Annotated in this window: 28 protein-coding genes, 1 other RNA gene and 1 pseudogene; 13 read left to right on the forward strand and 17 right to left on the reverse strand. The window is 63.8% G+C overall.

Features of this window, described 5'->3' with window-relative positions; all coding sequences use genetic code 11:
- Nucleotides 1-197 precede the first annotated feature (197 nt).
- Complete coding sequence (locus FJ943_RS25945; RefSeq protein ID WP_140726160.1) at nucleotides 198-1,085, forward strand: dienelactone hydrolase family protein; 888 nt, start codon at nucleotides 198-200, stop codon at nucleotides 1,083-1,085.
- A gap of 9 nt (nucleotides 1,086-1,094) precedes the next feature.
- Here FJ943_RS25945 and FJ943_RS25950 read toward each other — a convergent pair whose 3' ends face one another.
- The 3 genes from FJ943_RS25950 to FJ943_RS25960 form a co-directional block, all read right to left on the reverse strand.
- Nucleotides 1,095-1,541, reverse strand: a complete 447-nt coding sequence (locus tag FJ943_RS25950; RefSeq protein ID WP_140726163.1) for a response regulator — start codon at nucleotides 1,539-1,541, stop codon at nucleotides 1,095-1,097.
- Nucleotides 1,538-2,644 carry a histidine kinase dimerization/phosphoacceptor domain -containing protein gene (locus FJ943_RS25955; RefSeq protein WP_167331122.1) on the reverse strand — a complete coding sequence of 369 codons (1,107 nt, stop codon included), beginning with the start codon at nucleotides 2,642-2,644 and terminating at the stop codon, nucleotides 1,538-1,540. The genes FJ943_RS25950 and FJ943_RS25955 overlap by 4 nt, the downstream gene beginning before the upstream one ends.
- A gap of 185 nt (nucleotides 2,645-2,829) precedes the next feature.
- Nucleotides 2,830-3,753 carry a DMT family transporter gene (locus FJ943_RS25960; RefSeq protein ID WP_140726166.1) on the reverse strand — a complete coding sequence of 308 codons (924 nt, stop codon included), beginning with the start codon at nucleotides 3,751-3,753 and terminating at the stop codon, nucleotides 2,830-2,832.
- Nucleotides 3,754-3,842: 89 nt separating this feature from the next.
- Here FJ943_RS25960 and FJ943_RS25965 point away from each other — a divergent pair, with 89 nt between their 5' ends.
- On the forward strand, nucleotides 3,843-4,322 hold the full coding sequence (locus FJ943_RS25965) for an Lrp/AsnC family transcriptional regulator (protein ID WP_140726169.1): 480 nt from the start codon (nucleotides 3,843-3,845) through the stop codon (nucleotides 4,320-4,322).
- On the opposite strand, the gene FJ943_RS25970 is transcribed toward FJ943_RS25965, so the two are convergent.
- Together FJ943_RS25970 and FJ943_RS25975 are read right to left on the reverse strand one after the other, a co-directional pair.
- On the reverse strand, nucleotides 4,319-4,516 hold the full coding sequence (locus FJ943_RS25970) for a hypothetical protein (protein ID WP_015317249.1): 198 nt from the start codon (nucleotides 4,514-4,516) through the stop codon (nucleotides 4,319-4,321). The genes FJ943_RS25965 and FJ943_RS25970 overlap by 4 nt on opposite strands.
- 237 nt (nucleotides 4,517-4,753) lie before the next feature.
- Entirely contained in the window at nucleotides 4,754-5,233 is a 480-nt protein-coding gene (locus FJ943_RS25975; RefSeq protein ID WP_140726170.1) for a thioesterase family protein, read from the reverse strand.
- 160 nt (nucleotides 5,234-5,393) lie between these two features.
- Between FJ943_RS25975 and FJ943_RS25980 the strand changes: the two genes are divergently transcribed.
- Together FJ943_RS25980 and FJ943_RS25985 are read left to right on the forward strand one after the other, a co-directional pair.
- Nucleotides 5,394-6,809: an FAD-linked oxidase C-terminal domain-containing protein gene (locus tag FJ943_RS25980; protein WP_140726173.1), complete on the forward strand. Its 1,416-nt coding sequence runs from the start codon at nucleotides 5,394-5,396 to the stop codon at nucleotides 6,807-6,809.
- Between the two features lie 101 nt (nucleotides 6,810-6,910).
- On the forward strand, nucleotides 6,911-7,429 hold the full coding sequence (locus tag FJ943_RS25985) for a hypothetical protein (RefSeq protein WP_140615689.1): 519 nt from the start codon (nucleotides 6,911-6,913) through the stop codon (nucleotides 7,427-7,429).
- A 31-nt stretch (nucleotides 7,430-7,460) separates the two neighbouring features.
- Here FJ943_RS25985 and FJ943_RS25990 read toward each other — a convergent pair whose 3' ends face one another.
- Nucleotides 7,461-8,447, reverse strand: a complete 987-nt coding sequence (locus tag FJ943_RS25990; protein ID WP_140726176.1) for a Dyp-type peroxidase — start codon at nucleotides 8,445-8,447, stop codon at nucleotides 7,461-7,463.
- Between the two features lie 130 nt (nucleotides 8,448-8,577).
- On the opposite strand from FJ943_RS25990, the gene FJ943_RS25995 reads away from it, so the two are divergent.
- Entirely contained in the window at nucleotides 8,578-12,606 is a 4,029-nt protein-coding gene (locus tag FJ943_RS25995; protein WP_140726179.1) for an AsmA family protein, read from the forward strand.
- 9 nt (nucleotides 12,607-12,615) lie between these two features.
- On the opposite strand, the gene FJ943_RS26000 is transcribed toward FJ943_RS25995, so the two are convergent.
- The 3 genes from FJ943_RS26000 to FJ943_RS26010 form a co-directional block, all read right to left on the reverse strand.
- On the reverse strand, nucleotides 12,616-13,533 hold the full coding sequence (locus FJ943_RS26000) for a sigma-70 family RNA polymerase sigma factor (RefSeq protein ID WP_140726182.1): 918 nt from the start codon (nucleotides 13,531-13,533) through the stop codon (nucleotides 12,616-12,618).
- Between the two features lie 33 nt (nucleotides 13,534-13,566).
- On the reverse strand, nucleotides 13,567-13,872 hold the full coding sequence (locus FJ943_RS26005) for a hypothetical protein (protein ID WP_140714638.1): 306 nt from the start codon (nucleotides 13,870-13,872) through the stop codon (nucleotides 13,567-13,569).
- A gap of 106 nt (nucleotides 13,873-13,978) precedes the next feature.
- Nucleotides 13,979-14,407 carry a helix-turn-helix domain-containing protein gene (locus FJ943_RS26010; protein ID WP_181174636.1) on the reverse strand — a complete coding sequence of 143 codons (429 nt, stop codon included), beginning with the start codon at nucleotides 14,405-14,407 and terminating at the stop codon, nucleotides 13,979-13,981.
- Between the two features lie 166 nt (nucleotides 14,408-14,573).
- On the opposite strand from FJ943_RS26010, the gene FJ943_RS26015 reads away from it, so the two are divergent.
- Nucleotides 14,574-16,370, forward strand: a complete 1,797-nt coding sequence (locus FJ943_RS26015) for a chloride channel protein (RefSeq protein WP_140726185.1) — start codon at nucleotides 14,574-14,576, stop codon at nucleotides 16,368-16,370.
- Between the two features lie 2 nt (nucleotides 16,371-16,372).
- Here the strand turns inward: FJ943_RS26015 and FJ943_RS26020 are convergent, their stop codons facing one another.
- From FJ943_RS26020 to FJ943_RS26035, 4 genes are all read right to left on the reverse strand, one after another.
- A complete protein-coding gene (locus tag FJ943_RS26020; RefSeq protein WP_140726188.1) occupies nucleotides 16,373-16,597 on the reverse strand; it encodes a ribbon-helix-helix domain-containing protein in 225 nt (74 codons plus the stop codon).
- Nucleotides 16,594-16,791: a DUF4169 family protein gene (locus FJ943_RS26025; protein WP_140726191.1), complete on the reverse strand. Its 198-nt coding sequence runs from the start codon at nucleotides 16,789-16,791 to the stop codon at nucleotides 16,594-16,596. Before FJ943_RS26025 ends, FJ943_RS26020 begins: the two co-directional genes overlap by 4 nt.
- 11 nt (nucleotides 16,792-16,802) lie before the next feature.
- A complete protein-coding gene (locus FJ943_RS26030; protein ID WP_140714644.1) occupies nucleotides 16,803-17,339 on the reverse strand; it encodes an SspB family protein in 537 nt (178 codons plus the stop codon).
- 146 nt (nucleotides 17,340-17,485) lie between these two features.
- Complete coding sequence (locus tag FJ943_RS26035; protein WP_140726194.1) at nucleotides 17,486-18,175, reverse strand: TetR/AcrR family transcriptional regulator; 690 nt, start codon at nucleotides 18,173-18,175, stop codon at nucleotides 17,486-17,488.
- Nucleotides 18,176-18,359: 184 nt separating this feature from the next.
- Here FJ943_RS26035 and FJ943_RS26040 point away from each other — a divergent pair, with 184 nt between their 5' ends.
- Nucleotides 18,360-19,565 carry a multidrug effflux MFS transporter gene (locus FJ943_RS26040; RefSeq protein ID WP_015317263.1) on the forward strand — a complete coding sequence of 402 codons (1,206 nt, stop codon included), beginning with the start codon at nucleotides 18,360-18,362 and terminating at the stop codon, nucleotides 19,563-19,565.
- Between the two features lie 105 nt (nucleotides 19,566-19,670).
- Here FJ943_RS26040 and FJ943_RS26045 read toward each other — a convergent pair whose 3' ends face one another.
- From FJ943_RS26045 to ssrA, 3 genes are all read right to left on the reverse strand, one after another.
- Nucleotides 19,671-20,108, reverse strand: coding sequence for a VOC family protein (locus tag FJ943_RS26045; RefSeq protein WP_140726196.1), 438 nt, complete (start codon nucleotides 20,106-20,108; stop codon nucleotides 19,671-19,673).
- Nucleotides 20,109-20,197: 89 nt separating this feature from the next.
- A complete protein-coding gene (locus FJ943_RS26050; protein ID WP_140726199.1) occupies nucleotides 20,198-20,764 on the reverse strand; it encodes an AAA family ATPase in 567 nt (188 codons plus the stop codon).
- A gap of 106 nt (nucleotides 20,765-20,870) precedes the next feature.
- Nucleotides 20,871-21,231: a transfer-messenger RNA gene (gene ssrA, locus FJ943_RS26055) on the reverse strand.
- 168 nt (nucleotides 21,232-21,399) lie between these two features.
- Here ssrA and FJ943_RS26060 point away from each other — a divergent pair.
- Nucleotides 21,400-21,711, forward strand: a complete 312-nt coding sequence (locus FJ943_RS26060) for a DUF2853 family protein (protein WP_015317265.1) — start codon at nucleotides 21,400-21,402, stop codon at nucleotides 21,709-21,711.
- 173 nt (nucleotides 21,712-21,884) lie between these two features.
- Nucleotides 21,885-22,679, forward strand: a complete 795-nt coding sequence (locus FJ943_RS26065) for a thymidylate synthase (RefSeq protein ID WP_140726216.1) — start codon at nucleotides 21,885-21,887, stop codon at nucleotides 22,677-22,679.
- 11 nt (nucleotides 22,680-22,690) lie between these two features.
- Here FJ943_RS26065 and FJ943_RS26070 read toward each other — a convergent pair.
- Nucleotides 22,691-22,899: pseudogene (locus FJ943_RS26070) on the reverse strand (molybdopterin-binding protein).
- A gap of 153 nt (nucleotides 22,900-23,052) precedes the next feature.
- Here FJ943_RS26070 and modA point away from each other — a divergent pair.
- From modA to FJ943_RS26090, 4 genes are all read left to right on the forward strand, one after another.
- The gene (modA, locus tag FJ943_RS26075) at nucleotides 23,053-23,847 is read left to right on the forward strand and encodes a molybdate ABC transporter substrate-binding protein (RefSeq protein ID WP_015317268.1); all 795 of its coding nucleotides are present in this window, start codon (nucleotides 23,053-23,055) and stop codon (nucleotides 23,845-23,847) included.
- 41 nt (nucleotides 23,848-23,888) lie between these two features.
- Complete coding sequence (gene modB / locus FJ943_RS26080) at nucleotides 23,889-24,593, forward strand: molybdate ABC transporter permease subunit (protein ID WP_023782669.1); 705 nt, start codon at nucleotides 23,889-23,891, stop codon at nucleotides 24,591-24,593.
- On the forward strand, nucleotides 24,590-25,702 hold the full coding sequence (modC, locus tag FJ943_RS26085) for a molybdenum ABC transporter ATP-binding protein (RefSeq protein WP_140726202.1): 1,113 nt from the start codon (nucleotides 24,590-24,592) through the stop codon (nucleotides 25,700-25,702). The genes modB and modC overlap by 4 nt, the downstream gene beginning before the upstream one ends.
- 74 nt (nucleotides 25,703-25,776) lie before the next feature.
- Nucleotides 25,777-26,118: a winged helix-turn-helix domain-containing protein gene (locus tag FJ943_RS26090; protein ID WP_140615713.1), complete on the forward strand. Its 342-nt coding sequence runs from the start codon at nucleotides 25,777-25,779 to the stop codon at nucleotides 26,116-26,118.
- Nucleotides 26,119-26,204 lie beyond the last annotated feature (86 nt).

Raw genomic sequence — 26,204 nt, forward strand, 5'->3', positions numbered from 1 at the left:
GCCAGTTTCCCCCACTATTGTGGCAGCGCCATCAAGATTTGTCACCGATGACAAAAACGTGATGATCCTCGGCCGACCGGCCGACCGACGGCCGCGAGGCAGCGAGATGTCACGCTCCGGTGACTGGACGATGAGAGGCTCGCCCCTATCTTGCGACCGGCAAGGACACCGCAGTCGCGACGAGATCGGGGAAGCCCATGGCCGACGTCACCACCAAACCCGTCATCACCCAGGCGATGATCGATGCCTATGACGAATACACGCATCTGACACTGGATCGCCGCCGCTTCATGGAGCAACTGACCAGGCTTGCCGGATCGGGCGCGGCGGCCGCCGCGATCGCGCCGATGCTGGCGGCGAACTCGGCCCAGGCGGCGATCGTCGCCGACAACGATGCCCGCGTGAAGGGCGAGGACATCACCTATCCCGGCAGCGGCGGCGAGATGAAGGGCTATCTGGTCAAACCCGCAAACCAGGCCGGCAAGCTCGGCACGGTCGTCGTCATCCATGAAAACAGGGGACTCAACCCGCATATCCGCGACGTCGCCCGGCGCGTGGCGCTGGAAGGGTTCGTGGCGCTCGCGCCGGATTTCCTGTCGCCGCTCGGCGGCACGCCCACTGACGAGGACAAGGCGCGCGACATGTTCGGGAAGCTCGACCCGGCGCAGACCGTGGCCAATGGCGTGGCGACGGTCGCCTTCCTCAAGGGCGACAAGGACGGCAACGGCAAGGTCGGCGCCATCGGCTTCTGCTGGGGCGGCGGCGCGGCCAACATGCTGGCCGTCAATGCGCCCGACCTTGCCGCGAGCGTCGCCTATTACGGCATGCAGCCGAAGGCCGCCGACGTCTCGAAGATCAAGGCCGCGTTGCTGCTGCACTATGCCGGCCTCGACGAGCGCACCAATGCCGGCATCGATGCGTTCAAGAAGGAACTCGATGCCGCGCATGTCGAATACACGGTCTATGTCTATGAAGGCGCCAACCATGCCTTCAACAACGACACCTCGGCGGCGCGCTACGACAAGAAGGCGGCCGACCTCGCCTGGGGCAGGACGATCGCCTTCCTCAGGCAGAAGCTGGCATGACCATCGCCTTCAGGCCGCCGGCGCCCAGATCGTCTTGAAGGCCGGCGACAGGGTGAAGCCCGCCGGGCGCTCCGATTTCGGCGGCGGGCGCCGCACGCCTTCCTGCAAATAGCGCAGGGCAGAGGTCAGCCCGTTCATCGTGTAGGGCTTGGCGATGACGCCGATCGCACCGGCGAAGTGGTCGGGGATGCGCTTCGGGTTGGCGGTCATGAAAATGACCATCGAGTTCTTCCTGTCGCCAATATATTCGGCAACGTCGATGCCGGTCGGGCCGTCGGTGAGATGGATGTCGACTAAGGCGATATCGGCCTGCGTGGTATCGACCATGTCCTTTGCTTCGGCGAGCGATGTTGCCCAGCCGACGACGCTGTGCCCGGCGTCCTCGACCAGGCTCTCCAACTCCATGGCCAGCAGCGCCTCGTCCTCGACGATCAGGACCTTGAGCGGTTCAATCATGACAGGTTCCCTTTGTGCTGTGGTCCATTGGGCATCGAGATGACAACGCGAGTGCCGGGACCGGCATCGCGCCACTCGATGTCGGCACGCAATTGGCGGGCAAGCGACTTGATCAGCCGCATGCCGAAGGAGGCGTCGCCATTGGCGCCCGCCATGCCGACGCCGTCATCCGAGACCTCGATGTTCAAATGGCCGTCCGGCTGGCTCATCTTGATGCCGATGCTGCCCGATCTCGTGCCGTCGGGCCTTTCCTTGAAGGCATGCTTGAGCGCGTTGGTGACGAGTTCGTTGACCATCAGCGCCACCGGCGTCGCCTTCTCGGCCGGGACGACGACTGGCTCGAGATCGAGTGTCGGGTTGATTTCCGAACGTCCCGAAGCCGTCAGCAGGTCGGAGATGAGATCCTTGGCGAAGTCGGAAACATCGAACTTGCTGACATCCTTGGACTGGTAGAGCCGGCGGTGCACGGTGCTGAGCGCCTCTATGCGCTCCAACATCGTGCCAAGCGAGCGCTTGAGGTTCGCGTCGGAGACGGTGCGGCTCTGCATGAGGATAAGCGAGGAGATCATCTGCAGATTGTTCTTCACCCGATGATCGACCTCATGCAGCAGCGTGGTCTGCGCCTCAAGCGCCGCTTCGAGCTCAGCCGTGCGTTCCTTGACGGCCTTTTCGAAACGCTCCTTGTCCGCGGTGATGCGATTTTCCCAGAGCTTCCGGTCGGAAACATCGAGTTGCGAAGCGAAGAAGAACTGCATTTCGCCTTTGTCGTTGGAGACGGGGCTTATGTAGAGCGCGTTCCAGAAGGTCGACCCGTCCTTGCGGTAATTCAGGATATCGACACTGATGTCGGTTTCATCGGCGATCGCGGCGCGTATCTGAGCGATCGCTTCCTTGTCGCTCTCCGGCCCCTGCAGGAAGCGGCAGTTCCTGCCGAGAACCTCGTCGCGCTCATAACCCGTCAGGCGCAGGAAGGCGTCGTTCGCAAAGACGATCGGATTGTCCTGCCGGCGCGGATCGGTAATGATCATCGACATGCGCGTGGCGCGGATGGCCGCCGCGAAGGGGTCGCCCTTGCCGTGCTCGACATGAAGGTCGTCGGTCATATGCCATGCGTCCGCCGGCTCCCTGGTCCGTTTCCGTTCCATAGCGTCGCTCCAAGCCATTTTTCGCGGGAGACAACGGCTCAAAGTAGAATTTGGTTTCAATCTCGGCTGGCCTGTTGCAGTTCGTCGCAGGCGGGAACCGATGGAGGCTTTCCGCAACCGACCGCGAGGAAGGGGTTTCCCGGCTAGCCAGCCGAGGCCGGCCTGTGAAGCGCGACGCCGGCCACGACCAGCGCGATGCCGAGGCAATCGGACGGACCGGGTACCTGGCGCAGCACGACGACGCCGATCAGCGTTGCGGTGACCGGCAGCAGCGACAGCATCAGCGCGAAACTCGCACGCGGCAACCGCGCCATGGCGAGCTGGTCGCATACGTATGGAATGACCGACGAGCAGATGCCGACGCCGATGGCGGCGACGAGCAGCGGCGGCGACAAGAAGGCGGGCAGGGCGTCGGCGAAGCCAACGGGCAGCACGACGACGAAAGCGACCGGCATGGCCGCACCCAGGCCGGCGATGCCGTCGCCGGCGCCCGCGCGGGCGACACGGTGGCCAAGCACGATGTAGCCGACAAAGAGCGCGCCGTTGAGGAAAGCCCAGACCAGCCCGACCGGGTCGCTTGCCCATTTGACATCGATCAGCAGCAAGGTGCCGGTCACGGCGATGGCAAGAGCGGCCAGATTGCGGGTGCTCCCGAGGCCGGCGAGCGCGACGCCGATGGTGCCGGCGAATTCGATCGCCGCCACCAGCGAGATCGGCAGGCGGTCGAGCGCCAGGTAGAACGAACAGTTCATCACCGCCAGGCAAGCACCGAAGGCAACGAGCAGGAGCCGCGTGGGAGGATCGGCGCTGGCGAAGGTTCGCCATGGGCGGGTCAATGGCGCGAAGACCAGCGCCGCGGTGGCTATGCGCAGCCAGGCCATGCCGAGAACGCCGACTTGCGCAAAAAGCAGCACGGCGAAGGCCGGGCCGAGATAATGAAAGACAGCGCTGACAGCGAACCAGATATGAGGCGGCAATCTTGTCGCGAGCCCGGCGAGCGCGGGGCCGGCAAAGGCCGGGGTGGCAGCGGCAGGGCAGGTATGCGGGGCTTGCCTCTGGTCATGCATGGGATCAGTATCGTAGCCAATCCTCCCTATTCATATGGATGATGACCAGCTTGACCAATCATTCCTTTCCCGGAAGCAAGGAATTTTCCATGAAACGCCTTCGAAACGAAAATGCCGACATCGACGCGGCCGACATGAAGATCCTGCGCCTGTTGGAAGAGGACGCGCGCATCAGCACCGCGGAGCTGGCCCGTTCCGTCGGCCTGTCTGCGCCGAGCGTGGCGGAGCGCATCAAGCGGCTGCAGGAGAACGGCGTGATTGAGGCCTATTGCGTCAGGGTCAACCCGGCGGCGCTTGGCCTGAAACTGTCGGCGTGGCTGCGCATCCGGCCGGTGCCTGGGCAATTGTCAGTCGTGGCCGAGATCATCCGTGAGTTGCCGGAGATCGCACAATGCGACCGGGTGACCGGAGAGGACTGTTTCATCGCGCTGGCGCATGTTGGCTCGGTCGCCGAACTCGAACGGGTGATCGACCGCATCATCCCATATGCGATGACCAACACGGCGATCATCCAGTCGTCGCCGGTGATCGCGCGCTCGCCGCTGGCGGCGATCAGGCAACGGCGCTAAGCGTGGCCGCGCTTCAGGCGGGCGCGCTTCAGGATGCTGCGCCAGCGGATCATGTCGAACGGGATCGGTTCGTTGTTGTTGGCGATGTGAAAGATCTCGTTGTCGACATTCTTGAGCGAACGCCAGAAATCGTAGTCCGATATGCGCGGATCGGCCGCCAGCCTGTCCACCTCGACCTTGATGTCGGTTTTCATGCACGTTCCTCGAACCGGCTTCGCCGCGCCGCCCGCTAAAACAACCCTGTGCGGACGTTTTCGACCGCTCCGCTGAGTCGTTCAACGGCTCAGATGGCTTGTTCCCGTTAAATCCTCGGTAAGGTTAATGCGGGTGCGAGGTGGCTTCAAGCACGCGTGCCAGCCGATTTGAGGAACCCGGCGATTTTGGATCGCGGGTGTGGCTTTGAGGCCAGACCCGGTCGCCTGGGCTTCGCCCTATTTGCGCTTGATGCCGATCGAACGGCCGGCGCGCTCGGGCATCGGGAGCACGGAGTGGGCGGCGCGCATGGCTTCGATCCTGGCCAGTACATCGGCCGGGAAAGGCGCCACCTTCGGCCCCGACATGTCGACATGCAGCGACAAGGTCTCGGACGTGGCGGCGAGCCAGCCGTCGACATGTCGGATTTCCTGATAGGCTCGCAGCCGCTTCTCGTCATGGTCGATGAGCTGGAAGGAGACCGCGACCTTGTGGTCGAGATGCAGTTCCCTGACGTAGCAGACATGGGCTTCGGCGGTGTAGATGGTGAGCCGCCGCTCTTTCACATAGTCCAGCCCCATGCCCATCGCCTCGAAGGCCTCGTCCGAGCAGCGGTCGAACAGCACGTTGTAATAGGCCATGTTGAGATGGCCGTTATAGTCGATCCAGTCCTTCTCGATGTCCATGGGCCTGGAGACGAAGGGGGCGGGAATGGACATCGAAACTTCCTTGTTCTGGTGCTGGACAGAGTAGCCGGTGAGTGTCTTTACATTCTGACGCAATTTCGGATGGAAACCGCTTCACACTTTTCCTGAAATTGCTTTAGGCATCCATACTCGCTTAACAAGCGTGGGCGCTGGTCCATTCGCGGAGGAATTCATGGCTCTGAGCGACCTCAATCCGGTCGAACGCAACGAGGAAGGCATCGCGGCGGTGCTTGGCATCCTCAAGCAGCGGCTGGGCGAGCGCTTCCAGACCGGACAGGCCATCCGCTCGCAGCACGCGCATACGACCACCTATATTCCGACGCAGGCGCCCGACGGCGTCGCATTCCCGGAGACGACGGCCGAGGTGCAGGAAATCGTGCGTGCCTGTGCCGCACACCGTGTGCCGGTGATCGCGTTCGGCGTCGGCTCGTCGCTCGAAGGCCACACCAATGCGCCGGGTGGAGGCATTTCGGTCGATACGTCGCGGATGAACCGCATTCTTTCGGTCAATCCGCAGGATCTCGACTGCACGGTGGAACCCGGCGTCACGCGCGAGGACCTGAACCGGCACCTGCGCGACACCGGCCTGTTCTTTCCGATCGATCCGGGCGCCAATGCCTCGCTCGGCGGCATGGCGGCGACGCGGGCGTCGGGCACCAACGCGGTCCGCTACGGGACGATGCGCGAGAACGTGCTGTCGCTGACCGCCGTCATGGCCGACGGCGAGACGGTGACGACCGGCAGGCGGGCGAAAAAGAGCTCGGCGGGTTATGATTTGACCCGGCTGCTGGTCGGCTCCGAGGGCACGCTCGGCATCATCACCGCGCTGACCTTGAAGCTGCAAGGCATTCCGCAGGCGATCTCGGGCGGCGTCTGCCCGTTCCCGAGCGTCGAAGCTGCCTGCAACGCCGTCATCGCGACGATCCAGATGGGCATTCCGGTGGCGCGCATCGAACTGGTCAACGCGCTGCAGATGCGGGCGATGAAGACCTATTCCAAGCTCGATTATCCCGAGAGCCCGTGCCTGTTCGTCGAGTTTCATGGCAGCGACGCCGGCGTTGCCGAACAGGCCGAGACCTTCGGGGCGATCGCGGAAGACAATGGCGGCGGGCCGTTCCTGTGGACCAGCGTTGCCGAGGAACGCACCAAATTGTGGAAGGCCAGGCACGACGCCTACTGGGCGTCGCTGACCTTGCGCCCGGGCGCCAAGGGCCTGTCGACCGATGTCTGCGTACCGATCTCGCGCTTTGCCGAATGCGTCATGGAAACCGAGGCCGACATTGCCGAGATGGGACTTATCGCGCCCATCGTCGGCCATGCCGGAGACGGCAATTTCCACGTGCTGGTGCTGATGGATGTCAACGATCCCAAGGAAATTGCGCTGTCGGAAAAATTCGTGGCACGGCTCAACATGCGGGCGATCGCCATGGAGGGTACCTGCACCGGCGAGCACGGCATCGGGCAAGGCAAGATCGGGTTCCTGCGCCACGAACTCGGCCATGGCGTCGACATCATGCGTACGATCAAGCAGGCGCTCGATCCGCAAAACATCATGAATCCGGGCAAGATCCTGCCTGACGCGGGCTAAGGGCATCGCGAACAGCGCGTCTTGACCGCGCCGCCATTCGGGTCGAGGCTCCTCAATTGGCAAACCTGGAAAGACAGGCGTGCCGGCTGAGGAGAATTTCTATGGCCATTTCACGCAAGGAAGAAGCACGCGCGCTGAACGCCGATGAAAAGGAATTGGTGGAGAAATCGCACCATCCGGCGGTGCAGGAGCTTTCCGATTCCGACCTTTCCGGTCTGGTCAAGCTGTTGCGGGAACGGCGTGACAAGGCGCAGACCGAAGCACATCGCCGGCGGCGCGAAATACGCGGCAAGGGCGCGGCGAAAGGTACGGCACCCTCGAAGGCCGACGGAGGTTCACAAGTGAAGCTCGCGGTGCTGGCCATGGCGATGCGGCGGCTGAACGGCGAGGCCGAACGGCGGCGCCAACTGGCGGCCCGCACTTCGCTGGTCGACAATGCGCGCAAGGCGCTGGCCTTGAAGCAGAAAGCTCCGGAGGGTCCCACGCACAATTCGCGCACCGCCCACAAGGGCATGCGGGCCGTGGCCAACCAGAAGGTTCCAAATCTTGTTCGGCCGGCCGAACTCGGCCGCCAGCGCAAGGCGGCCAAGGTGGCGCAGGCGAAGCGCGACGCACGTTAAGGGGGGCGGTTAAGGCCCGCCAACCGTCGCTCTACCCTGCAGCGGGAAGATGCTCCCGGGCGTCCTGCGCAAGCGTCTGCAGCATGGGGCGGGTCGGGGCGAAGAAGGTCGTGCCGGTGTGCGGCGTGGAGACATCGAGCAGCCGGTCGTAGGCGCCGGGCGGGTCGCCGACATACATGCGCTGCAGCATTTTCTCCGTGACCCAGAGATATCTGCTGTAGCCGATGAAGTAGGTGCCGAATTCGTTCTGCCCGGGCCTGCCGAACGGCATGTTGTCGCGCAATATGTCGTGTTCGTTGCCGTCGGCATCGACCACGGTGGCAAGCGACTTGTGCGATTTGCGCAACGCGTCGTCATCGTCGATTTCGATGTTGTCGATCTTGGTGCGCCCAATGATCGCCTCCTGCTCGGGCGTGGGAATGCGCGCCCAGGCTTGCATGTCGTGCAGATATTTCTGGACCACGACATAGCTGCCGCCGGCGAAATCGGCATCCTCGTCACCGACCAGCGCCGAGGCGGGTAAATCGAGGCCGGCCGGGTTGGCGGTGCCGTCGACGAAGCCGAGCAGGTCGCGGGCGTCGAAATAGCGAAAGCCGATCACTTCGTCGACGACGCTGACGCCGGGACCAAGCCTGTCGAGCAGGATACGCTCGAATTCGAAGCACATGTCGGGCCGCTCGGCGCGGATGTGAAAGAGCAGGTCGCCCGGTGTCGTTGGCGCCGAATGGACCGCGCCCTTGATCGGCGCGAACGGCTTCAGTTCCAGCGGCCGCCGGCCGGGGCTGAGCCGGTCCCAGAGATCGCGGCCGATGCCGGCGATGCAGGACAGGCGCCCGCCGAGATCGCGGAATCCGACAGTCTTGACCAGATCGTCGAGTTCGCCGAGCACGGAACAAACCCTGGCCAGAGCCGGCTGATCGCCGGCGACGGTGCCGACAAGGAAAATCGCCGACTGCGATAGCGGGGCATCGACACTCTGCGCATCGATCGGCACGCGATCCCAGTTCTTGCCCGACATCCGAGAATCTCCGCTTTTCCCGGATTTGTTTCAGATCGTCCGACATGACGCAACGGGACGAATTGCCTCTTTATCGACACGCGGATGCGGGTAGAGTGCGGCGGAATTGCAATCAACCTGTTCGGAGCTGATGCTCGCACGCCTGTTCGTGATCTTCGGTGGCCTGTTCGTGCTGGTGCTGCTTGCGGCGCTGGTGGTGCCGCATTTTATCGACTGGACCGGCTACCGCGCCGAGTTCGAGCGCGAGGCAAGCGCCATCCTCGGCCGCAAGGTAACCGTGCAGGGCGACGCCACGGCAAGGCTGCTGCCGTTTCCCTCGGTAACCTTTTCCAACGTCGCCGTCGCCGGTGGCCCCGACGGCCAGCCCGCCATGACCGTCGAGACGTTTTCGATGGACGCGGAACTGGCACCCTTCCTGCGCGGCGAGGTGCTGATCTTCGACATGCGGCTGGTGCGGCCAAAGGCGACCATCGACATCGCCGCCGACGGAGCCGTCGATTGGGCCATGCGCCCGTCCTCGCCCTTCGACCCCGGCCAGGTCTCGATCGAGAAACTGACTGTGACGGAGGGGCAGATTGAACTGCGCCATGCCGCCGGCGGCCGCAGCCATATCTTTTCGGAGATCAACTCGACCATTTCGGCCAAGTCGCTGGCCGGTCCATGGCGCATGGACGGCACGTTGCGGCTGGACGGGTTGCGAACCACGGTCGCGGCATCGACCGGCAAGGCCGAACCCTCCGGGCAGATGCGGTTACGGGTGAAGGCGGATCCCGACGCCTATCCGCTGGTCATCGAGACCGACGGCAATGCCGGCATCGTCAACGGTGCCGCCGTCTATTCCGGCCAGTTCAAGATTTCGGGCGCGGACAAGGATAGCGCGGGCAAGAATTCAGCCGAGTTGCGCGGCACGGACGGCGAGACGGTGAAAGTCAGCACCGGCAAGTCCGATCCGGGCTTCCGGCTTAACGGCAAGTTCTCGCTCGATCACCAGAAGCTTGGCGTCGACGAATTCCGTTTCGAGACCGGTCCGCTCGACAATCCCTACACCGCCGATGGCAAGGCCTCGGTCGATCTCGGCCAGAAACCGAGTTTCGCCATCGAGGCGAATGGCGCGCAGGTTCAGTTCGACGAGGCGGTGGGTGCCCAGGCGGGTACGGGCCTGACGCTGGATCAGCGCATCGCCGGGTTGGAACAGGCGCTGCTCGATCTGCCGAAGCCGACCATTCCCGGCACGGTCGAGGTCAAGTTGCCGGCGGTGGTGGCCGGCGACACGACGGTGCGCGATGTTCATCTTTCGGCCGAGCCGGTCGGTGACGGTTGGTCGGTGAAATCGCTGGCCGCGACCTTGCCCGGCCGCACCAAGCTGGAAGCCGATGGCAATGTCATGCTCAACGTACAGGGCCATTTCGGCTTTACCGGCTCGTTGCTGCTGGCCGTGGCGCAGCCTTCGGGTTTTGCCGCCTGGCTGTCGAAGGATGTCGACGAGGCGATCCGCCGTCTGCCTGCCGCCGGTTTCAAGGCCAAGGTCGATCTCTCGGAAAATCATCAATCCTTCAGCGATCTCGAACTGATCCTCGGCAAGGCGAAGTTTTCCGGCCGCATCGATTCCAGCCAGCCCGAAGACGCAAAGCCATCTGTGCTGATGCGGCTCGAGGGCGGCGATCTCGATGTCGATGGGCTGGCGGCCTTCGCCTCGATCTTCGTCAGCGACAAGGGCGCCAACCGTTTTGCCGACAGCGACCTCGATTTCCAGATCAAGGCCGGCCCTGTCAGCGCCGGCGGCTTGACCGCCGACACGGTCGACACCGCGCTCAGGCTGCGCGACGGGCTGCTCGAAATCGACCGGCTGTCTGTCGGCGGACTGGCCGGTTCTTCGATCAGCGCCACCGGCCGCATCAAGGATTTTCCGGCGAGCCCGACCGGCAAGCTGGACGCCTCGGTGGTCGCGGTCGACCTCAAACCGCTGATTGATGTCGCAGCACGGCACTATCCGGACAATGCCGTGCTGAAGGGGCTCGCAGACCGCGCCGCAGCCTATCCCGACTTGTTCCAGGACGCGCGCGTCGACCTCGTGGCCAGTGCCGCCGACAATGGCGACGGCACCACGGGCCTGGCGGTGAGCGGGCAAGGCAAGGCCGGTGGCTCGTCCTTTTCGGCGTCGCTGTCGGGAAAGGGCGCGGTGGACAGGCTTGCCGACGCGCCGGTGACACTGACTTTCAATGCCAGGAACCCGGACGCAACCGCCTTGCTCGCGCTCTACGGCCTGCCGGCGCTGCCGCTCGGCATGTTGGGTGAAGCAAGCACCGACATCCAGGCCAAGGGCACGCTTTCCGGCGGCCTGGCGACGAGCTTCAGCCTTGCCGGCAATGACTTCAAAGCCGGCTTCGAGGGCATGGTCGCCGACACGCCGCAAGGCCCGACGGCCAAGGGCAAGATCAATCTCGATGCCTCCGACATCGAGCCGTGGCTGATGACGACGGGCATCGGCCTGCCCGGCATGGGCGCCGGCATGTCGACGTCGCTGGCCGCGCAGGCCGATTACGGCAATGGCCTGCTGGTGCTCTCCGGGCTCAGCGGCGCCATCAACGAGGCGGCTGTGTCCGGCGACATCAACCTCGATGTCAAGGAAGGAGCCGACGGCAAGGTCGGCGTGCCGCACCTGGCCGGGGCGCTGGCGCTCGACGAACTCGACCTCGATCCGATGGCGGTGGCGCTGTTTGGCGATTCCGCTTTTCTCGTGGACAAGAACGGGTCCGGCAAGAGCGACAATGCCGACAAGAATAACAGGGCCGACAAGAATGACAGGGCCGACAAGAATGATAGGGCCGACAAGAATGACAAATCCGGCGCGTGGCCGTCGGCGCCGTTCAGCCAGAAGTCCAGCCTGCCGTTCACGGCCGATCTCGACCTGACCACGGCTTCGCTGACCGTCGGCCCGCTCGCCACCGCCTATGACGCGGCCCTCTCGCTCAAGCTCGACCCGGAAGGCATTCGGGTCACCGATCTCAAGGCCAAATTCCTCGGCGGGGCGCTCTCCGGCCTGTTCGAGCTGAAGAACAATGATGGTACCGGGCTTTTCACCGGTCAGATGAAACTGGCGGGTGCCGATCTGGCTGATGTCTTGCCGGATGCGGGCATCGGCGGCATCGGCGATTTCTCGACGACGCTGTCGACCAGCGGCAAATCCGTCGACGCGATGATTGCCGCTCTATCGGGATCCGGCACGGCGACGCTGAAGGGCTTGCGGATCGCCGGCGTCAATCCTGACGCGTTCGGGGCTTTCCTGGCCAAGGCGGATGCGATCGGACGCGATATCGACGCCGCCAAGACGGCTGGTTTCGCGCCTGACATCGCCGCCGACGGCAGCTTCGCCGCCGGGAATGCCGAGGTCGCCTTCACGATTGCCGGCGGCACGCTCAGGGCGCCGCCGATCAGTCTTGAAAACCCGGCGGCGACCTTGTCGGCCGACATCACGGCGGATCTCAACACCGGCACGGTTTCCGCCAAGGGCGCGGTCACCTATCGGCCCGGCGACGAAGCGCTGGTCGGCTCCGAGCCGGCCGTGAATTTCACCGCCGAGGGGCCGTTCGGTGCCGTGAAACGGCAGTTCGACAGCGAGCCGCTGGCGCAATTCCTGACCCAGCGTGCGCTGGAAAAAGAACAGCAGCGCGTCGAGGCGATGCAGGCCGCGCTGCTGGAGAAACAGCGGCTGCGACGCGAAGTGCGCTATTACGCGGCCCTTCAGGATGCCCGCGACAAGGCCGCCGAGGAGCTGCGCCAGCAAGAGGAAGCGGCGCGCCTGAAAGCCGAGGCCGACGCCAAGGCGAAAGCGGAGGCCGACGCTCAGGCCCAGGCCGAAGCGGATGCCAAGGCAAAGGCCGACGCGGAAGCAAAAGCCAAGGCGGATGCCGAGGCCAAGGCGGCGGCGGAACAGCAGGCAGCGGACGAGGCGGCCAAGGCGCAGGCCGAGCAGGAGCGCCAGAAGGCGGAGGAGGCGATGCGCATTGCCTCCCAGGAAAAAGCCAGGCTCGAAGCCGAGCGCAAGGCGGCGCAACAGGCACCCAAGGCCGAGCAGGTGCCCGCCAACGACAATCCGCCTCCAGCCAAGCCGAAAGCCAATCCATTCACGGTCGACAATCTGTTGAAGTCACTGCAGTAGGCAGCAGGGCTAGGCTTTCCGGTTGCTCGCCCGCCAGGCAATCGTCTCAAGAACGAATGCTTCGGCGCCGTCGGCCACGTATCTGGCGTGGCGGAAATCGCGGATGGCGGCAAGCTTGCCGCCCTGCCAACCCAGCAGGATGAAGTATGCAGGTGCTGCCGCAGGGTCGTTGGGATCGCGCACGAGGATTGCCGGACGGTCCTCGACAAAACCGGACTGGAAATGCCAGTCCCGCACCCGGGAATAATTGCCGAAATAGGTGGCCACCTCCTTGCGGCCGTTGAGCCTTGCCCTGGCCACCAGTTCCAGCCGCACTTCGTCGGCCAGCATGTCTCGCACGGCATCGAAATCGCGGGCGTTGAAGCGATCGACATAGGCGTCGAGCAACAGGTGCTCCGATGCACTCAGCCTGGGAACAGGACGATCGTCCTGTTCGTCGGCGAGCTCACGCAACCGGCCACGGCCACGATGCAGCGCTGCCTTGATCGCGGGGACACTGACGTCGAGCATGTTGCTGATTTCCCGCAGCGAATAGCCCAGCACATCCATCATGATGACGCTGCTTCGCTGCGCGACGGGAAGGCGCATGAAACTGTGCAATCCGGCTGCCGCGGCCTGCCGGTCGGCGATGGAATTTGCCGGGTCGGCGATCATGTCCGGCTCCTCCTCGGAGAAAGTCTTCTCACGGGCGCGGCGGCGCAAAAAGTCGAGCGCCGCATTGTGGGCGATGCGAAACAGCCAGCCTTCGGGATTGGCGATCGGGACGGTGCCGGCCAAGGCCTCGAATGCCTTGGCCAGCGCCTCCTGCACGACGTCCTCGCCATCGACGACCGAGCCGGTCATCCGGGCGCAGTAGCGATGCAGTTTGGGGCGCAATTCGCCGAACAAGCGGTCGAAAGGCTCTGGGATCTCGCCTGGATTGTTCATGCACCGGCCGTTCTTGACATGGTTCTATTCAGGCTACTCGTCCAGCATCCGATAATGGCCCACCACTGTCATCACGTCACGATGCGGAGGGTCGACGCAGCGATCCCTGATGCCACTCTGAAAAGCCTGGAAGGCGGCAAGCCCTGTGATGAGGTCGGCATGCCCGTCGGTTTCGGTCTCGACGAGATGGACGAAAGTGCCATCGGCGGAGCGCCAGGTCATGTAGCGAACGCCTTCCGGCGATTTGCCGCGCAGTTCCTCGAACACTGCCTTGACCAGGCGCTCGTTCTCGTCGGCCCGGTCCGGCTTCGTCTTGTAGCGTATCAAATGGCGTTTCATCGCATTGGCTCCCTTGGCTGTCGCCTGTCCAAGACGCCGCGGCCAGCCCAGAGGATTCGGATTCCGGAAAAAATAGTTCGCTATCGGCCCGCACGGATGCTGGACGTCAGTCCTGGCTCCGGTCGAGCAGGCGCCGCAGCATGGGTTCGATGCGCGAGAGCTCGTCGAGATGCGCGGCCGACAGTTCGGCCAGGCAATCGTCGGCGCGTTCGGTCAGCCGCAGCAGCACGCGGCGGTGGTCGTCCTTGTCCTGGTCGCGTGCGACCAGTCCTGCCTCGCCGAGACGGTTGACCAGTTCGACGGCGCTGTGGTGACGGATGCGCAGGCGTTCCGCCAGGTCGCCGACCGTCACCGGCCCGCCGCCGGGATATCCCTTGATCGCCAGCAGCGCCTGGTGCTGGCGCGGGGTCAGGCCGGCGTCCTCGGCCTGCACCTGGCTGAATTCTAGGAAGCGGCGGATGAGGTAGCGGAACTCGGACAGCCGCTGGTAGTCGGATTGCCTGATGGCGGGGCGTGATGTCTTGGGCTGCGTCATATCGGAGATGTCTTCGTTTTCCGGTGAAAGCTCAAACGAAATTTCAAGCGAAAGCCGCTTGAATAGATATATCGTGTTACGATACATACCCGGCCGACAACCGGCTGGCCACTTCGACCGTGCCGCAGAACCCCAGACACGGCCGCCGCCAGGAAGCAAAGCCACCATGAAGACCCATAACTCCAATCCCGATCATCTCCGGGATTTCACCACGGATGCCCGAGTGCTGCTCGTCGCCGCGATAGCGGTGGTGGTGGCGACCGCCGGGCTGTTTGCCGGCATCGCGCTTCTGAAGCTGATCCGGCTCGCCACCAACATCGCCTATTTCGGCCAGTTCTCGCTTGCCGAGCTGAAGCTGCAGGATACGCCGCTCGGGCTTGCCGCCGTCATCGTTCCGGTCATCGGCGCGCTGATCATCGGCCTGATGGCGCGCTATGGCAGCGAGAAGATCCGCGGCCACGGCATTCCCGAGGCCATCGAGGCGATCCTGCTTGGGCGCTCCAAGCTCGACGCCAAGGTGGCGATCCTGAAACCGTTGTCGTCGGCGATCTCGATCGGCTCCGGCGGGCCGTTCGGCGCCGAGGGTCCGATCATCATGACTGGCGGCGCCATCGGCTCATTGATCGCGCAGATGCTGCCGGTCTCGGACAACGAGCGCAAGACATTGCTGGTGGCGGGAGCGGCGGCCGGCATGACCACCGTGTTCGGCACGCCGATCGCAGCCATCATGCTGGCGGTCGAATTGTTGCTGTTCGAATGGACGCCACGCAGCTTCATTCCCGTCGCGGTGGCGGCCATCGTGGCCGAGGTGGAGCGCACCATGCTGCACATGCCAGGGCCGATCTTTCCGTTCGCGGGCAACATGGCTATCTCCTTCGTCGGCCTTGGCGGCTGGGTGCTGGTCGGCATCTGCGCCGGCCTGTTGTCCGGGCTGCTGACGCAGATGGTCTATGCCTGCGAGGACGGCTTCCAGAAGCTGCCGATCCACTGGATGTGGTGGCCGATGCTCGGCGGCCTGGTGGTCGGCATAGGCGGCTTGATCGACCCACGGGCGCTCGGCGTCGGCTATGACAACATCGCCGACATGCTGGGCGGCCGCACGATCGCCACCGCGGCGTTGCTGCTGCTGGTGGTCAAGGCCATCATTTGGTCGGTTGCGCTCGGCTCGGGAACTTCGGGCGGCGTGCTGGCGCCGCTATTGATCATGGGGGGCGCGATGGGGGCGGTGCTTGCCGGCATCCTGCCGGCGGCGGACCCGGGCTTCTGGGCACTGCTGGCGATGGCCGCCACCATGGGCGGCACGATGCGCGCGCCGCTGACAGCCACGTTCTTCGCCGTCGAGCTGACCGGCAACACGCATGTGCTGGTGCCGCTGATCGCGGCTTGTGCCGCGGCGCACGCGGTCACCGTGCTGCTGATGAAGCGTTCGATCCTGACCGAGAAGATCGCCAGGCGGGGGCACCATCTGGTTCGCGAATATCGCGTCGACCCCTTCGCGCTGACCAGGGTGCGCGAGGTGATGACGGCGCAGGTCGAGAGCGTGCCGGCGACGATGACGCTGCATGGTGCGGCCGCCTTCCTGACCGCGCCGGAAACCCGGCATCCGAGTTTTCCCGTGGTCGATGAAAACAGGCAGGTGCTTGGCCTCATCGATCCGCCGGCGATCCTGCGCTGGCGCCGTGCCGGCAAGCACCGGACGACGACACTCGGCGAGCTGCTGGCTGGAAGCAAGGTGACGCTGGCCCATCCCGACGAATATCTGGAAGGCTTGTCGGACAAATTGCTGACCGCCAATGTCTCGCATCTGCCGGTCGTGGCGCGTGAGGATGGAAGGTTGGTCGGCTATGTCGGCTGGAAGGATCTGATGCGCGTGCGCTCGCGCAAGCAGGCCGAGGAGCGTGAGCGCTCCACCTTGCTCGGCTTCGGACGCGGGAAAAAGGCGGACCCGGTCGAGGGTGCGTAAGTTCAGGCGCTCGTCGCGCGCTTCGCCCACTCCAGGACATGCAGCCTGAGCGCCGAGGACAGATTGGTGTCACGGGGCCGGATCTCGTCGATTTCGGCGACAAGGGCGGCGAGCGTCAGCTTTCTGGTCGCCGCGATGGCGACGAGATCGTCATAGAAGGGCTTTTCGAGGGAATAGCTGGTGCGATGGCCGCGAATGGTCACCGAGCGTTTTTCGACGGCGCTCATTGATCGTCAGGCAGGGTGGGCTTTTCGCGACGATGGCCCGCGACAAACCTTTCGCTCTTGTCGGCGATCAGGCGGTCGCGTTCCTTTTCGGCCTTGGTGCGACCGTGCAAGGCGCGATTATGGCTGGCCGTTTGTGCCTTGTCGTCCCGCGCCTTCCGCTTGCGAGCCTGGCGGAGATTGACGATGTCGGCCACGGACCGCGAGCCTATTTCTTGCGGAAGGCGTCGAGCGAGACCACTTCGGCGCCCTTGGTGCCGGCATCCGCGGCGGTTGCCTTCTTCTCCGCTTCGGCGGCGGCCTTCTTCTCGGCCTTCGGCTTCTTCTCGGAGACGATGGTCAGCGGCTCGGGCACCGGTGCCGCCGGTTCCTCGTCGGGCTGCGCATCGGTCTTGACGTCGAATTCGAGCTCGAAATTGACCGAGGGGTCGTAGAAGCCGCGCACGGCCGAGAACGGGATTTCCAGTTTCTCCGGCACGTCGGAGAAGGAGAGACCGACCTCGAACCCGGTGTCGGTCACCTTCAGGTCCCAATACTGGAACTGGATGACGATGGTCATCTGCTCGGGATAGCGCTCGCGCAGCCGCGATGAGACGCGCACGCCCGGCGCGCCGGTCAGGAAGGTGATGAAGAAATGATGGTTGCCGGGGAGGCCGGTGCGCGCGACCTCTGCCAGGACCTTGCGCATGACGCCGCGCAACGCCTCCTGGGCCAGAATGTCGTAGCGGATATGGTCGTCGGCCATGAGGTGGTCGGGTTCCGTTGAATCGTCCGCATAGCTGTAATCAAGCTTGGGCGCGGCGTAAACCTGATATAGACCGCCGCCGCGCCGAAGCGAGGACTATTGCAAACGATTTGATCGGCAAGGCGGCTTGGCGGCAACGCCAAATGTTATGCGTTAGCCAGCGCAGCGTGTCTTTTGAGGCTGGTCGGGGAAGGGCGCTTGCCGAAAGCGCGCAGGAAGGTGCGCACGCCGTTTTTCGCCGATTGTACCACCTCGTCCTCGCCCGGCGTGCCGCCGAGCATGAAGGTGGTCTGCAATTCGGCATTGACGAGGCCGAGGAACTGGCGCGCCGCGACGTCGGGATCGTCGATCGCGAGATAGCCGCCATAGGCGAGGCGGGCGAAGCGGGCGGCGATCGCCGGCCATGTCCTGCCGGGTCCCTGTTCGCGCCATTCGGCAAAGAGCTCGGGATAGCGCTCGCCCTCGGTCTGGATCAGCTTGCGCAGGAATTTTCCGTCGCGGTTGCAGATGCAGTTCTGATTCAGGCGCACGGCAAAACCGATCAGGTCGGCCTCGAGATCCCCAGGCTGATCGGGAAAGGTGGCGATGGTGGCGAAAATGCCGGCGTTGCAGCGCTCGGTCAGGTCGCGCACGACCGCGATGAACAGCTTTTCCTTGTCGCCATGGTGATTGTAGACCGTCTGGCGCGACACGCCGGCCTCAACCGCGATCAAGTCTATATTGGCGCCGGCGAAACCTTCGCGGCAGAACACGCCGGCAGCGGCGTCGACGATCGACAGGCGCTTGGCCTCGTGGCCGCGTGGCGGGAAAGTGTCAGGAGAAACGCCCGGTCTCATGAAAATCTATATAGAGGTGATTGACGATTTAGACAAGACTGTCTAAATTTGTGGACACGATATAAGGGGATTTCGCTCCGGAGACGACTAAATTTACTCCAGGAGTAGGAAACCCTCGGGATGGAACGTCCTAGGGTCAGACGTCGCCTGGCGGCGGCAACCAGATTCGAAAGAAGCCAATATCATGAGCCCCAAATTCCTCCGCATCGCGGTCGTGCTCGGCCTGTTGTCCGCCATCGGCCCGTTCGCCATCGACATGTATCTGCCCGCTTTGCCGTCGATCGGCACCGATCTGCATGCCGGCACCGCCGCCGTGCAGATGAGCCTTTTGATCTTCTTCCTGTCGATGGGCTTCGGCCAGATCGTCGTCGGGCCGATCTCCGACATGGTCGGCCGCAAGCTGCCGCTCTATGGCGGCCTGGCGCTGTTCATGGCCGGCGGCATCGGCTCGGCAATGGCGCCGACCATCGAGTGGCTGATCGCCTTCCGCTTCCTGCAGGGGCTTGGCGCCAGCGCCGGAATGGCCATTCCGCGTGCCATCGTGCGCGACCTGCACACCGGCAATGAGGCCGCCAAGCTGATGTCGCTGCTGATGCTGGTGTTTTCGGTGTCGCCGATCCTGGCGCCGCTGACCGGCAGCCAGATCATCGAGAATTTCGGCTGGCGCGCCGTGTTCTGGACTGTGACCGGCGCGGCGGTGCTTGCCACCATCCTGCTCGCGACCTCGCTCAAGGAGACACGGCCGGCGGAAGAACGCGTCGGGTCCTCCTTCGGTACCGCCCTTGCCGGCTACCGCTTCCTGATGGGCGACCGTAATTTCCTCGGCCTGGTGGCGATAGCCGGCTTCGGCATTGCGAGCTTCTTCGTCTATCTGTCGAGTTCGTCCTTCATCCTGATCGACCATTACGGGCTGTCGCCTTCGGTCTACAGCGTCTTCTTCTCGATCAACGCGGTTGCCTTCATAGGCATGTCGCAGTTGACGGGCCTGCTTTCCGAACGGTTCGGACTGAAGCGCGTGGTGTGGGTGGCGGTGACCGGCTACGCGACGACGATGGTTGTGCTGTTCGCGATCATGGCGACGGGCGTCGATCGGCTTGACGTGATGGCGGCCCTGCTGTTCGTCGGCTACGGCTTCCTCGGCTTGGTCATCCCGACCACATCGGTGCTGGCCATGGAAGAGCATGGCGAGATCGCCGGCACGGCGTCGGCGCTGATGGGCACGCTGCACTTCGCCATCGGCGCGCTCGCCATGGGCGTCGCCGGTGTGTTCTTCGACGGCACGCCGCTGCCGATGGTCGCTGGCATCACGCTCTGCGCGGTGATCTCGTTCGCACTGGCGAAGGTCACTCTTGGCCGTTCGCGCGAAGCGGTCGAAGCGCCGGCGGAGTAAGCACCTTTTCCAATAAACCAGGGGAGGCCGGGTCGATCCCGGCCTTTTTTGTGTTGAAGCCGGCGTTTGCCCCCGGGTTGAAGACCGCGCTCTGGCGGCTGACGCTCAGCTGAGTTCCTGGGCGAGGCCGATGAGAAGCCCTTCAGGCCCACGGATGTAGCAGAGCCGATACACGTCCTTGTACTCGACCACTTCGCCTACGAGTTGCGCGCCGCGCGTGCGGAGCCTTTCAAGCGTGTCGTCGATGTCGTCCACGGTGAACATGACGCGGAGATAGCCCAGGGCGTTGACGGGGGCGGTCCGGTGATCCGCGACGACAGGCGGCGCGAGGAAGCGTGACAGCTCCAGCCGGCTGTGGCCGTCCGGCGTGCGCATCATGGCAATCTCGACATGCTGGTGGCCCAGTCCGGTGACGCGTCCGGCCCATTCTCCTTCTACCGTGGCCCGCCCTTCGAGCTCGAGGCCGAGTTCGCGAAAGAAATCGATCGTCACTCCAAGGTCTTCGACGACGATTCCTACATTGTCCATCCGCTTGAGCGCCATGTTTCCGATCTCCATGGGGTGTGGTTTCAGTTTACAAGGTATCGCCTGGTCCACCAACGCACAGGAAAGGCCGGACCCGTCCGACCTCTTTATGTCCGCGATGTCAGCGGCAATCCAGCAGCGTCGAGGAGGAAGCGTACACGCTCTTCGACTGGGGCCAGCGGCAAGGTCACCAGTTCGTAGCCGAGTGCGGCATAGACGCCGGCCACGGACTGGCAAGTGCGCTCGGCCTCGTCGAGGGTTTGCTTGCGTTCTTCGTCCTGGGTGAAGATCTCCGGCCATGGCGGGGCGACGAAGACGCGACGCGCATAGCGGAATTCCGTGGCGGCACTGGTGAGGTGATCCGGCACCGGCAGGCCGCAGAGCCTGAGATAGCCGATCGTGTCCGGAACGCCGCGATCAAAGAAGACCGGACCGGCCAGCTCGCGGACCGCACGGTACGAGCGCATTTCCCACGACAGCATCAGTTCGGCGAACAATGCGCGATCGCTCCAGGGCAGGGCGGTTCCACCAATGGCGGATTGGTCGCGGATGATGCCGCGCCCGGCCTCGGCGGATGTCGCAAAGCCCGCCTGCCGCAAGGCTTCGATCAAGGTGGTCTTGCCGGAACCGGGGCCGCCGGTCAGCACGAAGAATCGATCGGAATTGTTTTGCATTTTGTCCATGGAGAAAGGGCACGCAACGCAGCGGCTTCGCAGCCGTGGACGTGCGAAGTCTTGACGGCAGGAACCGTTGTGCGTCACGCAAAATGAAAGGGGGAGAAGTGGAGGTTTCTGTTGCCAGGTACCTCCGAACCCCGCCTAGAAGTGCGAACCCCTAGGGCTTGATTTGAAGCTATCGCACTGCATTAAGCAGCGAGACGTGCTTCCGCATAGTTGTCGTTGGCAACTATAAGTTTAGCCCGATGACGGTGGTACAATGCCGGGCAAAAGTACGATCTTTACACCTTCGTCGATCCTATTTCGCCCCCAGCAAAAACCGCTCTGTCCTCAACAGCGGCTTTTGGTGGAGGCGCCGGGTACCGCCCCCGGGTCCGAACGGCTTATTTCATCGCCCATTTATCGCCATAGTCGGTCAAGCCGACAAAACGAATATAGGGGGGCTTGCGCGGAAATGAAAGGCCGCAATGGTGCTTTGTCCCTGTGTCAAATTGCGACGCGAAGGGTTGACTTGGGCGCGGTCTCAACCGAAGCTTTGCGGGCGGTGAGGAGTTACCGACCTAGCGCACAAGTTGCGAAGCGCGCCACAGCCCTCATCGATCGGATCCGTGGCGCCGACGAGGGGAATTCTGATGGCCGACTATCTTGCGGATGTGAAGAAATATGACGCCGCGGCAAGCGCCGATGCGGTCGAAAAAATCGTCAAGCACCTGGGCATTGCGCTGAGGAACCGCGATTCCTCGCTGGTGTCCTGCACGGATCCGAAGGAATTGGCGCGGGTCAAGGAGAGCTGGGTGGCCAAGAAGCTCGGCGTCAGCGACGGGGCGAAAGCCGACGCCGCGATCGAGAAGACTTGCAAGGCGATGCACGCCGACAACACCAAGAACCGCGTGACCTTCTACTATCTGGTGGCCAAGGACCTGGGCAAGCTCGGCTCTCTCTGAGACCTTTGGTTACTTCATCCTGGCGGCCGGTTGGCGATTTCCGCGCTTCCGGTTCGCCGGTGAGGATTCTGGGCGGGCTTCGTCCCTGCTAAGTGGGGACGATCTCAGACAAGCGTGGCGTCAGCGCCTATATGCGCTATGATCGGAGAGATCCCGAATCGAGCCCGGAACCGATGCGCCAGTATCTCGATCTCCTGCAGCATGTGCTGGACAACGGCGCCGATCGTGGCGACCGCACCGGCACCGGCACGCGCTCCGTCTTCGGCTACCAGATGCGCTTCGATCTGGCGCGCGGATTTCCGGTCACCACCACCAAGAAGCTGCATCTGAAGTCGATCATCCATGAACTCCTCTGGTTCCTGGCCGGCGACACCAACATCAAGTACCTGACCGACCACGGCGTTTCGATCTGGGATGAATGGGCCGACGAGAATGGCGATCTCGGCCCGGTCTACGGCAGGCAGTGGCGATCCTGGCCAGACGGCCATGGCGGCTCGATCGACCAGATCGCCAATCTTCTCAAGGAGATCCGCCGCAATCCTCAATCACGGCGGCTGATCGTCTCGGCCTGGAATCCCGCCGAGGTGGAAGCAATGGCGCTGCCGCCTTGCCACTGCCTTTTCCAGTTCTACGTGTCCGAGGGCCGGCTTTCCTGCCAGCTCTACCAGCGCTCCGCCGACATCTTCCTCGGCGTGCCGTTCAACATCGCGTCCTACGCGCTGCTGACGCTGATGGTGGCGCAGGTGACCGGGCTAAAGCCGGGCGATTTCGTCCACACGCTTGGCGACGCGCATCTCTACTCGAACCATTTCGAGCAGGCGCGCGAACAGTTGCGGCGCACGCCAAGGACCCTGCCGACGATGTGGATCAATCCTGAGGTGAAGGACCTTTTCGCCTTCCACTTCGAGGATTTCCGGCTGGAAAACTACGTCGCCGATGCGTCGATCAAGGCGCCCATCGCGGTCTGAGCCGCGGCTTTTCAGTCGATGCCGACCATCACGTCCGAGGCCTTGACCACGTCGTAGGCCTGCTTGCCCTTTCGAGCTTGAGGTCGGCGGCAGCTTCATTGGTGATCGAGGCGGTGACGATGATGCCGCCGCCGATGTCGATGCGGACATGCGAGGTGGTGGCTCCCTTGACGATTTCGGTGATCGTTCCCTCGAGCACGTTGCGGGCGCTGATCTTCATTGCAGTTCCTTTCGCGGCGGCGGTCTTATCAGAACAATCATGCAGCGCCGGATCGAGTTTCAGCCGGCCGGGCCTTCCCTTGTTATATCCATGCGGATATATCGGTCTACAGGCTTCGAGCCAACCGGAGTTTGAACCCAGGGAGAGTTTTCGATGACACGCAAAGGTTTCGGGTTGAGGATGATCGCCATTGGCGGCTTTGCGGCGACATTGATGGCGGCAATGCCGGCAGCGCACGCGGAAGACAAGGTCGTGGTGTTCGCGGCGGCCAGTCTCAAGGACGCGCTCGATGCGGTGAACAAGGCCTGCGAAGCCGATGTCGGCGAGGCCGCGACCGTTTCCTATGCCGCGAGTTCGGCATTGGCCAAGCAGATCGAGGGTGGGGCGCCGGCCGACGTCTTCATCTCCGCCGATCTCGACTGGATGAAATATCTCTCCGACAAGAAGCTGACCAAGCCCGACACGGAAGTGAAGCTGCTGGGCAACGAGATCGTGCTGGTGGCGCCGAAGGATTCGACGGTCGAAACCAAGATCGAGAAAGGCTTTGACCTCGCCAAGCTCGTCGGCGATGGCAAGCTTGCCATGGGCGACTTCAAGGCCGTGCCGGCCGGCAAGTACGGCAAGGCGGCATTGGAATCGCTCGGCGTCTGGTCCTCGGTCGAGGGCAAGGTGGCACAGGCCGAGAATGTCCGTGCGGCGCTGAAGCTGGTTTCAACTGGTGAGGCCGCCCTCGGCATCGTCTATGCCACCGACGCGCACGCCGAAAAGGGCGTCAAGGTGGTCGGCACCTTCCCCGAGGATTCACATCCGCCGATCATCTATCCGGTTGCCCAGACCGCCGATTCGAAGGACAAGGATACGCTGGCCTTCCTGAAGTGCCTGCAGTCCGCCAAGGCTGGCGCGCTCTTTAGGGAACAGGGTTTTACCGTGCTCACGCCCAGCAACTGAGTCGGCGAGCAACTGAGTTCGAAAAGGCCCGATACCGCACTATGAGCTGGCTGCTGGACCTCACTCCCGACGAATGGAATGCGGTCCGGCTGTCCATCAAGGTGGCGACGGTGGCGATGCTCGCCAGCCTGCCGCCGGGCATAGCGATCGCGCTGCTGCTTGCCCGGGGGCAATTCTGGGGCAAGACGCTGCTCAACGGGGTGGTGCACCTGCCGCTGATCCTGCCGCCCGTGGTGACCGGTTATCTCTTGCTTTTGACGTTCGGCAAACGCGGCCCGGCCGGGGCCTTCCTCGCCGAACATTTCGGCATCGTTTTCTCGTTTCGCTGGACGGGTGCCGCCCTTGCCTGCGGTGTCATGGGCTTTCCCCTGATGGTGCGGGCGATCCGGCTGTCGATCGAGGCGGTGGATCGCAAGATGGAGGCGGCGGCGGGAACGCTCGGCGCCAACCCGCTGTGGGTGTTCGGCACCATCACGCTGCCGCTGATCCTGCCCGGGCTGATCGCCGGCGCCATCCTGTCCTTCGCCAAGGCGATGGGCGAGTTCGGCGCGACGATCACTTTCGTCTCCAACATTCCTGGCGAGACGCAGACGCTGCCGTCGGCGATCTACACTTTTACCCAGGTGCCGGGCGGCGACGAAGGGGCGCTGCGACTGACGCTGATTTCGATCGTCATCTCGATGGCGGCATTGGTCGCATCGGAAGTGCTGGCGCGGCGGGTCGGGCGGCGGATGGACATCGAATGAGCGTCCTTGTCGACATTGGCCACCGGCTTGGCGATTTCGCCATCGATGCCCGCTTCGAGAACGCCGGACGGCTGACGGCGCTGTTCGGGCCGTCCGGTTCCGGCAAGACGACCCTGATCAACATGATTGCCGGGCTGATCCGGCCGGACAAGGGGCGCATCGAGGTCGATGGCCGCGTGCTGGTCGACACTGGTGCCGGCATTTTCGTGCCAAGGCACAAACGCCGCATCGGCATGGTGTTCCAGGATGCGCGCCTGTTTCCGCATATGAGCGTGATGAGCAATCTGTGCTACGGCCGCTGGTTCACGCCGGCGGCGGAACGCTATGCGGACATGGACGCCGTTGTAGAATTGCTGGGCATCGGCCCGCTGCTTGGGCGACGACCGGCAAAACTCTCGGGCGGCGAGAAGCAGCGCGTGGCGATCGGCAGGGCGTTGCTGGCCAGCCCCAGACTGCTGCTCATGGACGAGCCGCTGGCCTCGCTCGACGAAGCGCGCAAGGCCGAGATCCTGCCCTATATCGAGCGGCTGCGCGACGAAACAAAGATCCCGATCGTCTATGTCAGCCATTCGGTCGCCGAGGTGGCGCGGCTGGCGAGCGACGTCGTGATGCTGGCGCGGGGCAAGGTCACGGCCAGCGGCCCGACCGACGCTGTCATGCAAAGGCTCGACCTGTTGCCGGTGGAAGAGCGCGGCGAGGGCGGCGCCGTGCTGGACACGAAGGTGCTGCGTCACGAGGAGGCTTTTGGGATGACCGTGCTCGGCTCGGCCGCCGGCGAGATCCGCGTGCCGCGTCTTGGGATGAAGGCCGGGGCTCCCGTGCGTATCCGCATTCGCGCTCGCGACGTGATGATCGCCGCGGAGAAACCGACGGGCCTCAGTGCCCTCAACATCCTGCCCGGCACGATCGTCGCGATCAGTCCCGGCGAGGGGCCGACGGTCGAAATCGGCATCGACTGCAATGGGGCAACGGTGCTCGCCCGCATCACGGAACAGTCGCGGCAGACGCTGAAGCTGCGGCTCGGCGGCAAGGTTTTCGCGGTGGTCAAGACCGTGAGCTTCGATCGGGGAAATACCGGCGCCGGTCTGCCGCTCGACGTCGATGGCTGACAGCGGCGGTGATCGGCGCTATATTGTTTTGGAATAACGGTCGCCGAAGCTGAAGCGGTCGCGGAGGAGCAACAATGCCGTCGCTGAGCTTGCGGATAAATCTCGATCCGGACGGACGGATCGGTCCTGGCAAGATCGAGCTTCTGGAGCACATCGCCACCTTCGGTTCGATCTCGGCCGCCGCGCGCGGCATGGCGATGTCCTACAAGCACGCATGGGACCTGGTCGAGGACATGAACCGGGTGTTCGGCAAGCCGCTGGTGGCGGCGCAGACCGGCGGCCGCAAGGGCGGCGGCGCGCAACTGACGACCGTCGGCCTGGCCGTGGTCAGCCGTTTTCGCGCCATCGAGCGCGCGGCGAGTGCGGCCGCGGCAACGCATATGGACGCGTTGCAGTCGGAGATTGAGGCGGGATAGGGGAGTAGGGAGTAGTGAGTAGTGAGTAGTGAGTAGTGAGTAGTGAGTAGTGAGTAGTGAGTAGTGAGTAGTGAGTAGTGAGTAGT

Source organism: Mesorhizobium sp. B2-3-10, assembly GCF_006442275.1.
Classification (GTDB): Bacteria; Pseudomonadota; Alphaproteobacteria; order Rhizobiales; family Rhizobiaceae; genus Mesorhizobium; species Mesorhizobium australicum.

Bases quoted from the DNA above. Each gene is read 5' to 3' on its own strand.
- FJ943_RS25945 (WP_140726160.1), top strand. From the start codon at position 198: ATGGCCGACGTCACCACCAAACCCGTCATCACCCAGGCGATGATCGAT.
- FJ943_RS25950 (WP_140726163.1), bottom strand. From the start codon at position 1,541: ATGATTGAACCGCTCAAGGTCCTGATCGTCGAGGACGAGGCGCTGCTG.
- FJ943_RS25955 (WP_167331122.1), bottom strand. From the start codon at position 2,644: ATGACCGACGACCTTCATGTCGAGCACGGCAAGGGCGACCCCTTCGCG.
- FJ943_RS25960 (WP_140726166.1), bottom strand. From the start codon at position 3,753: ATGCATGACCAGAGGCAAGCCCCGCATACCTGCCCTGCCGCTGCCACC.
- FJ943_RS25965 (WP_140726169.1), top strand. From the start codon at position 3,843: ATGAAACGCCTTCGAAACGAAAATGCCGACATCGACGCGGCCGACATG.
- FJ943_RS25970 (WP_015317249.1), bottom strand. From the start codon at position 4,516: ATGAAAACCGACATCAAGGTCGAGGTGGACAGGCTGGCGGCCGATCCG.
- FJ943_RS25975 (WP_140726170.1), bottom strand. From the start codon at position 5,233: ATGTCCATTCCCGCCCCCTTCGTCTCCAGGCCCATGGACATCGAGAAG.
- FJ943_RS25980 (WP_140726173.1), top strand. From the start codon at position 5,394: ATGGCTCTGAGCGACCTCAATCCGGTCGAACGCAACGAGGAAGGCATC.
- FJ943_RS25985 (WP_140615689.1), top strand. From the start codon at position 6,911: ATGGCCATTTCACGCAAGGAAGAAGCACGCGCGCTGAACGCCGATGAA.
- FJ943_RS25990 (WP_140726176.1), bottom strand. From the start codon at position 8,447: ATGTCGGGCAAGAACTGGGATCGCGTGCCGATCGATGCGCAGAGTGTC.
- FJ943_RS25995 (WP_140726179.1), top strand. From the start codon at position 8,578: ATGCTCGCACGCCTGTTCGTGATCTTCGGTGGCCTGTTCGTGCTGGTG.
- FJ943_RS26000 (WP_140726182.1), bottom strand. From the start codon at position 13,533: ATGAACAATCCAGGCGAGATCCCAGAGCCTTTCGACCGCTTGTTCGGC.
- FJ943_RS26005 (WP_140714638.1), bottom strand. From the start codon at position 13,872: ATGAAACGCCATTTGATACGCTACAAGACGAAGCCGGACCGGGCCGAC.
- FJ943_RS26010 (WP_181174636.1), bottom strand. From the start codon at position 14,407: ATGACGCAGCCCAAGACATCACGCCCCGCCATCAGGCAATCCGACTAC.
- FJ943_RS26015 (WP_140726185.1), top strand. From the start codon at position 14,574: ATGAAGACCCATAACTCCAATCCCGATCATCTCCGGGATTTCACCACG.
- FJ943_RS26020 (WP_140726188.1), bottom strand. From the start codon at position 16,597: ATGAGCGCCGTCGAAAAACGCTCGGTGACCATTCGCGGCCATCGCACC.
- FJ943_RS26030 (WP_140714644.1), bottom strand. From the start codon at position 17,339: ATGGCCGACGACCATATCCGCTACGACATTCTGGCCCAGGAGGCGTTG.
- FJ943_RS26035 (WP_140726194.1), bottom strand. From the start codon at position 18,175: ATGAGACCGGGCGTTTCTCCTGACACTTTCCCGCCACGCGGCCACGAG.
- FJ943_RS26040 (WP_015317263.1), top strand. From the start codon at position 18,360: ATGAGCCCCAAATTCCTCCGCATCGCGGTCGTGCTCGGCCTGTTGTCC.
- FJ943_RS26045 (WP_140726196.1), bottom strand. From the start codon at position 20,108: ATGGCGCTCAAGCGGATGGACAATGTAGGAATCGTCGTCGAAGACCTT.
- FJ943_RS26050 (WP_140726199.1), bottom strand. From the start codon at position 20,764: ATGCAAAACAATTCCGATCGATTCTTCGTGCTGACCGGCGGCCCCGGT.
- FJ943_RS26060 (WP_015317265.1), top strand. From the start codon at position 21,400: ATGGCCGACTATCTTGCGGATGTGAAGAAATATGACGCCGCGGCAAGC.
- FJ943_RS26065 (WP_140726216.1), top strand. From the start codon at position 21,885: ATGCGCCAGTATCTCGATCTCCTGCAGCATGTGCTGGACAACGGCGCC.
- modA (WP_015317268.1), top strand. From the start codon at position 23,053: ATGACACGCAAAGGTTTCGGGTTGAGGATGATCGCCATTGGCGGCTTT.
- modB (WP_023782669.1), top strand. From the start codon at position 23,889: ATGAGCTGGCTGCTGGACCTCACTCCCGACGAATGGAATGCGGTCCGG.
- modC (WP_140726202.1), top strand. From the start codon at position 24,590: ATGAGCGTCCTTGTCGACATTGGCCACCGGCTTGGCGATTTCGCCATC.
- FJ943_RS26090 (WP_140615713.1), top strand. From the start codon at position 25,777: ATGCCGTCGCTGAGCTTGCGGATAAATCTCGATCCGGACGGACGGATC.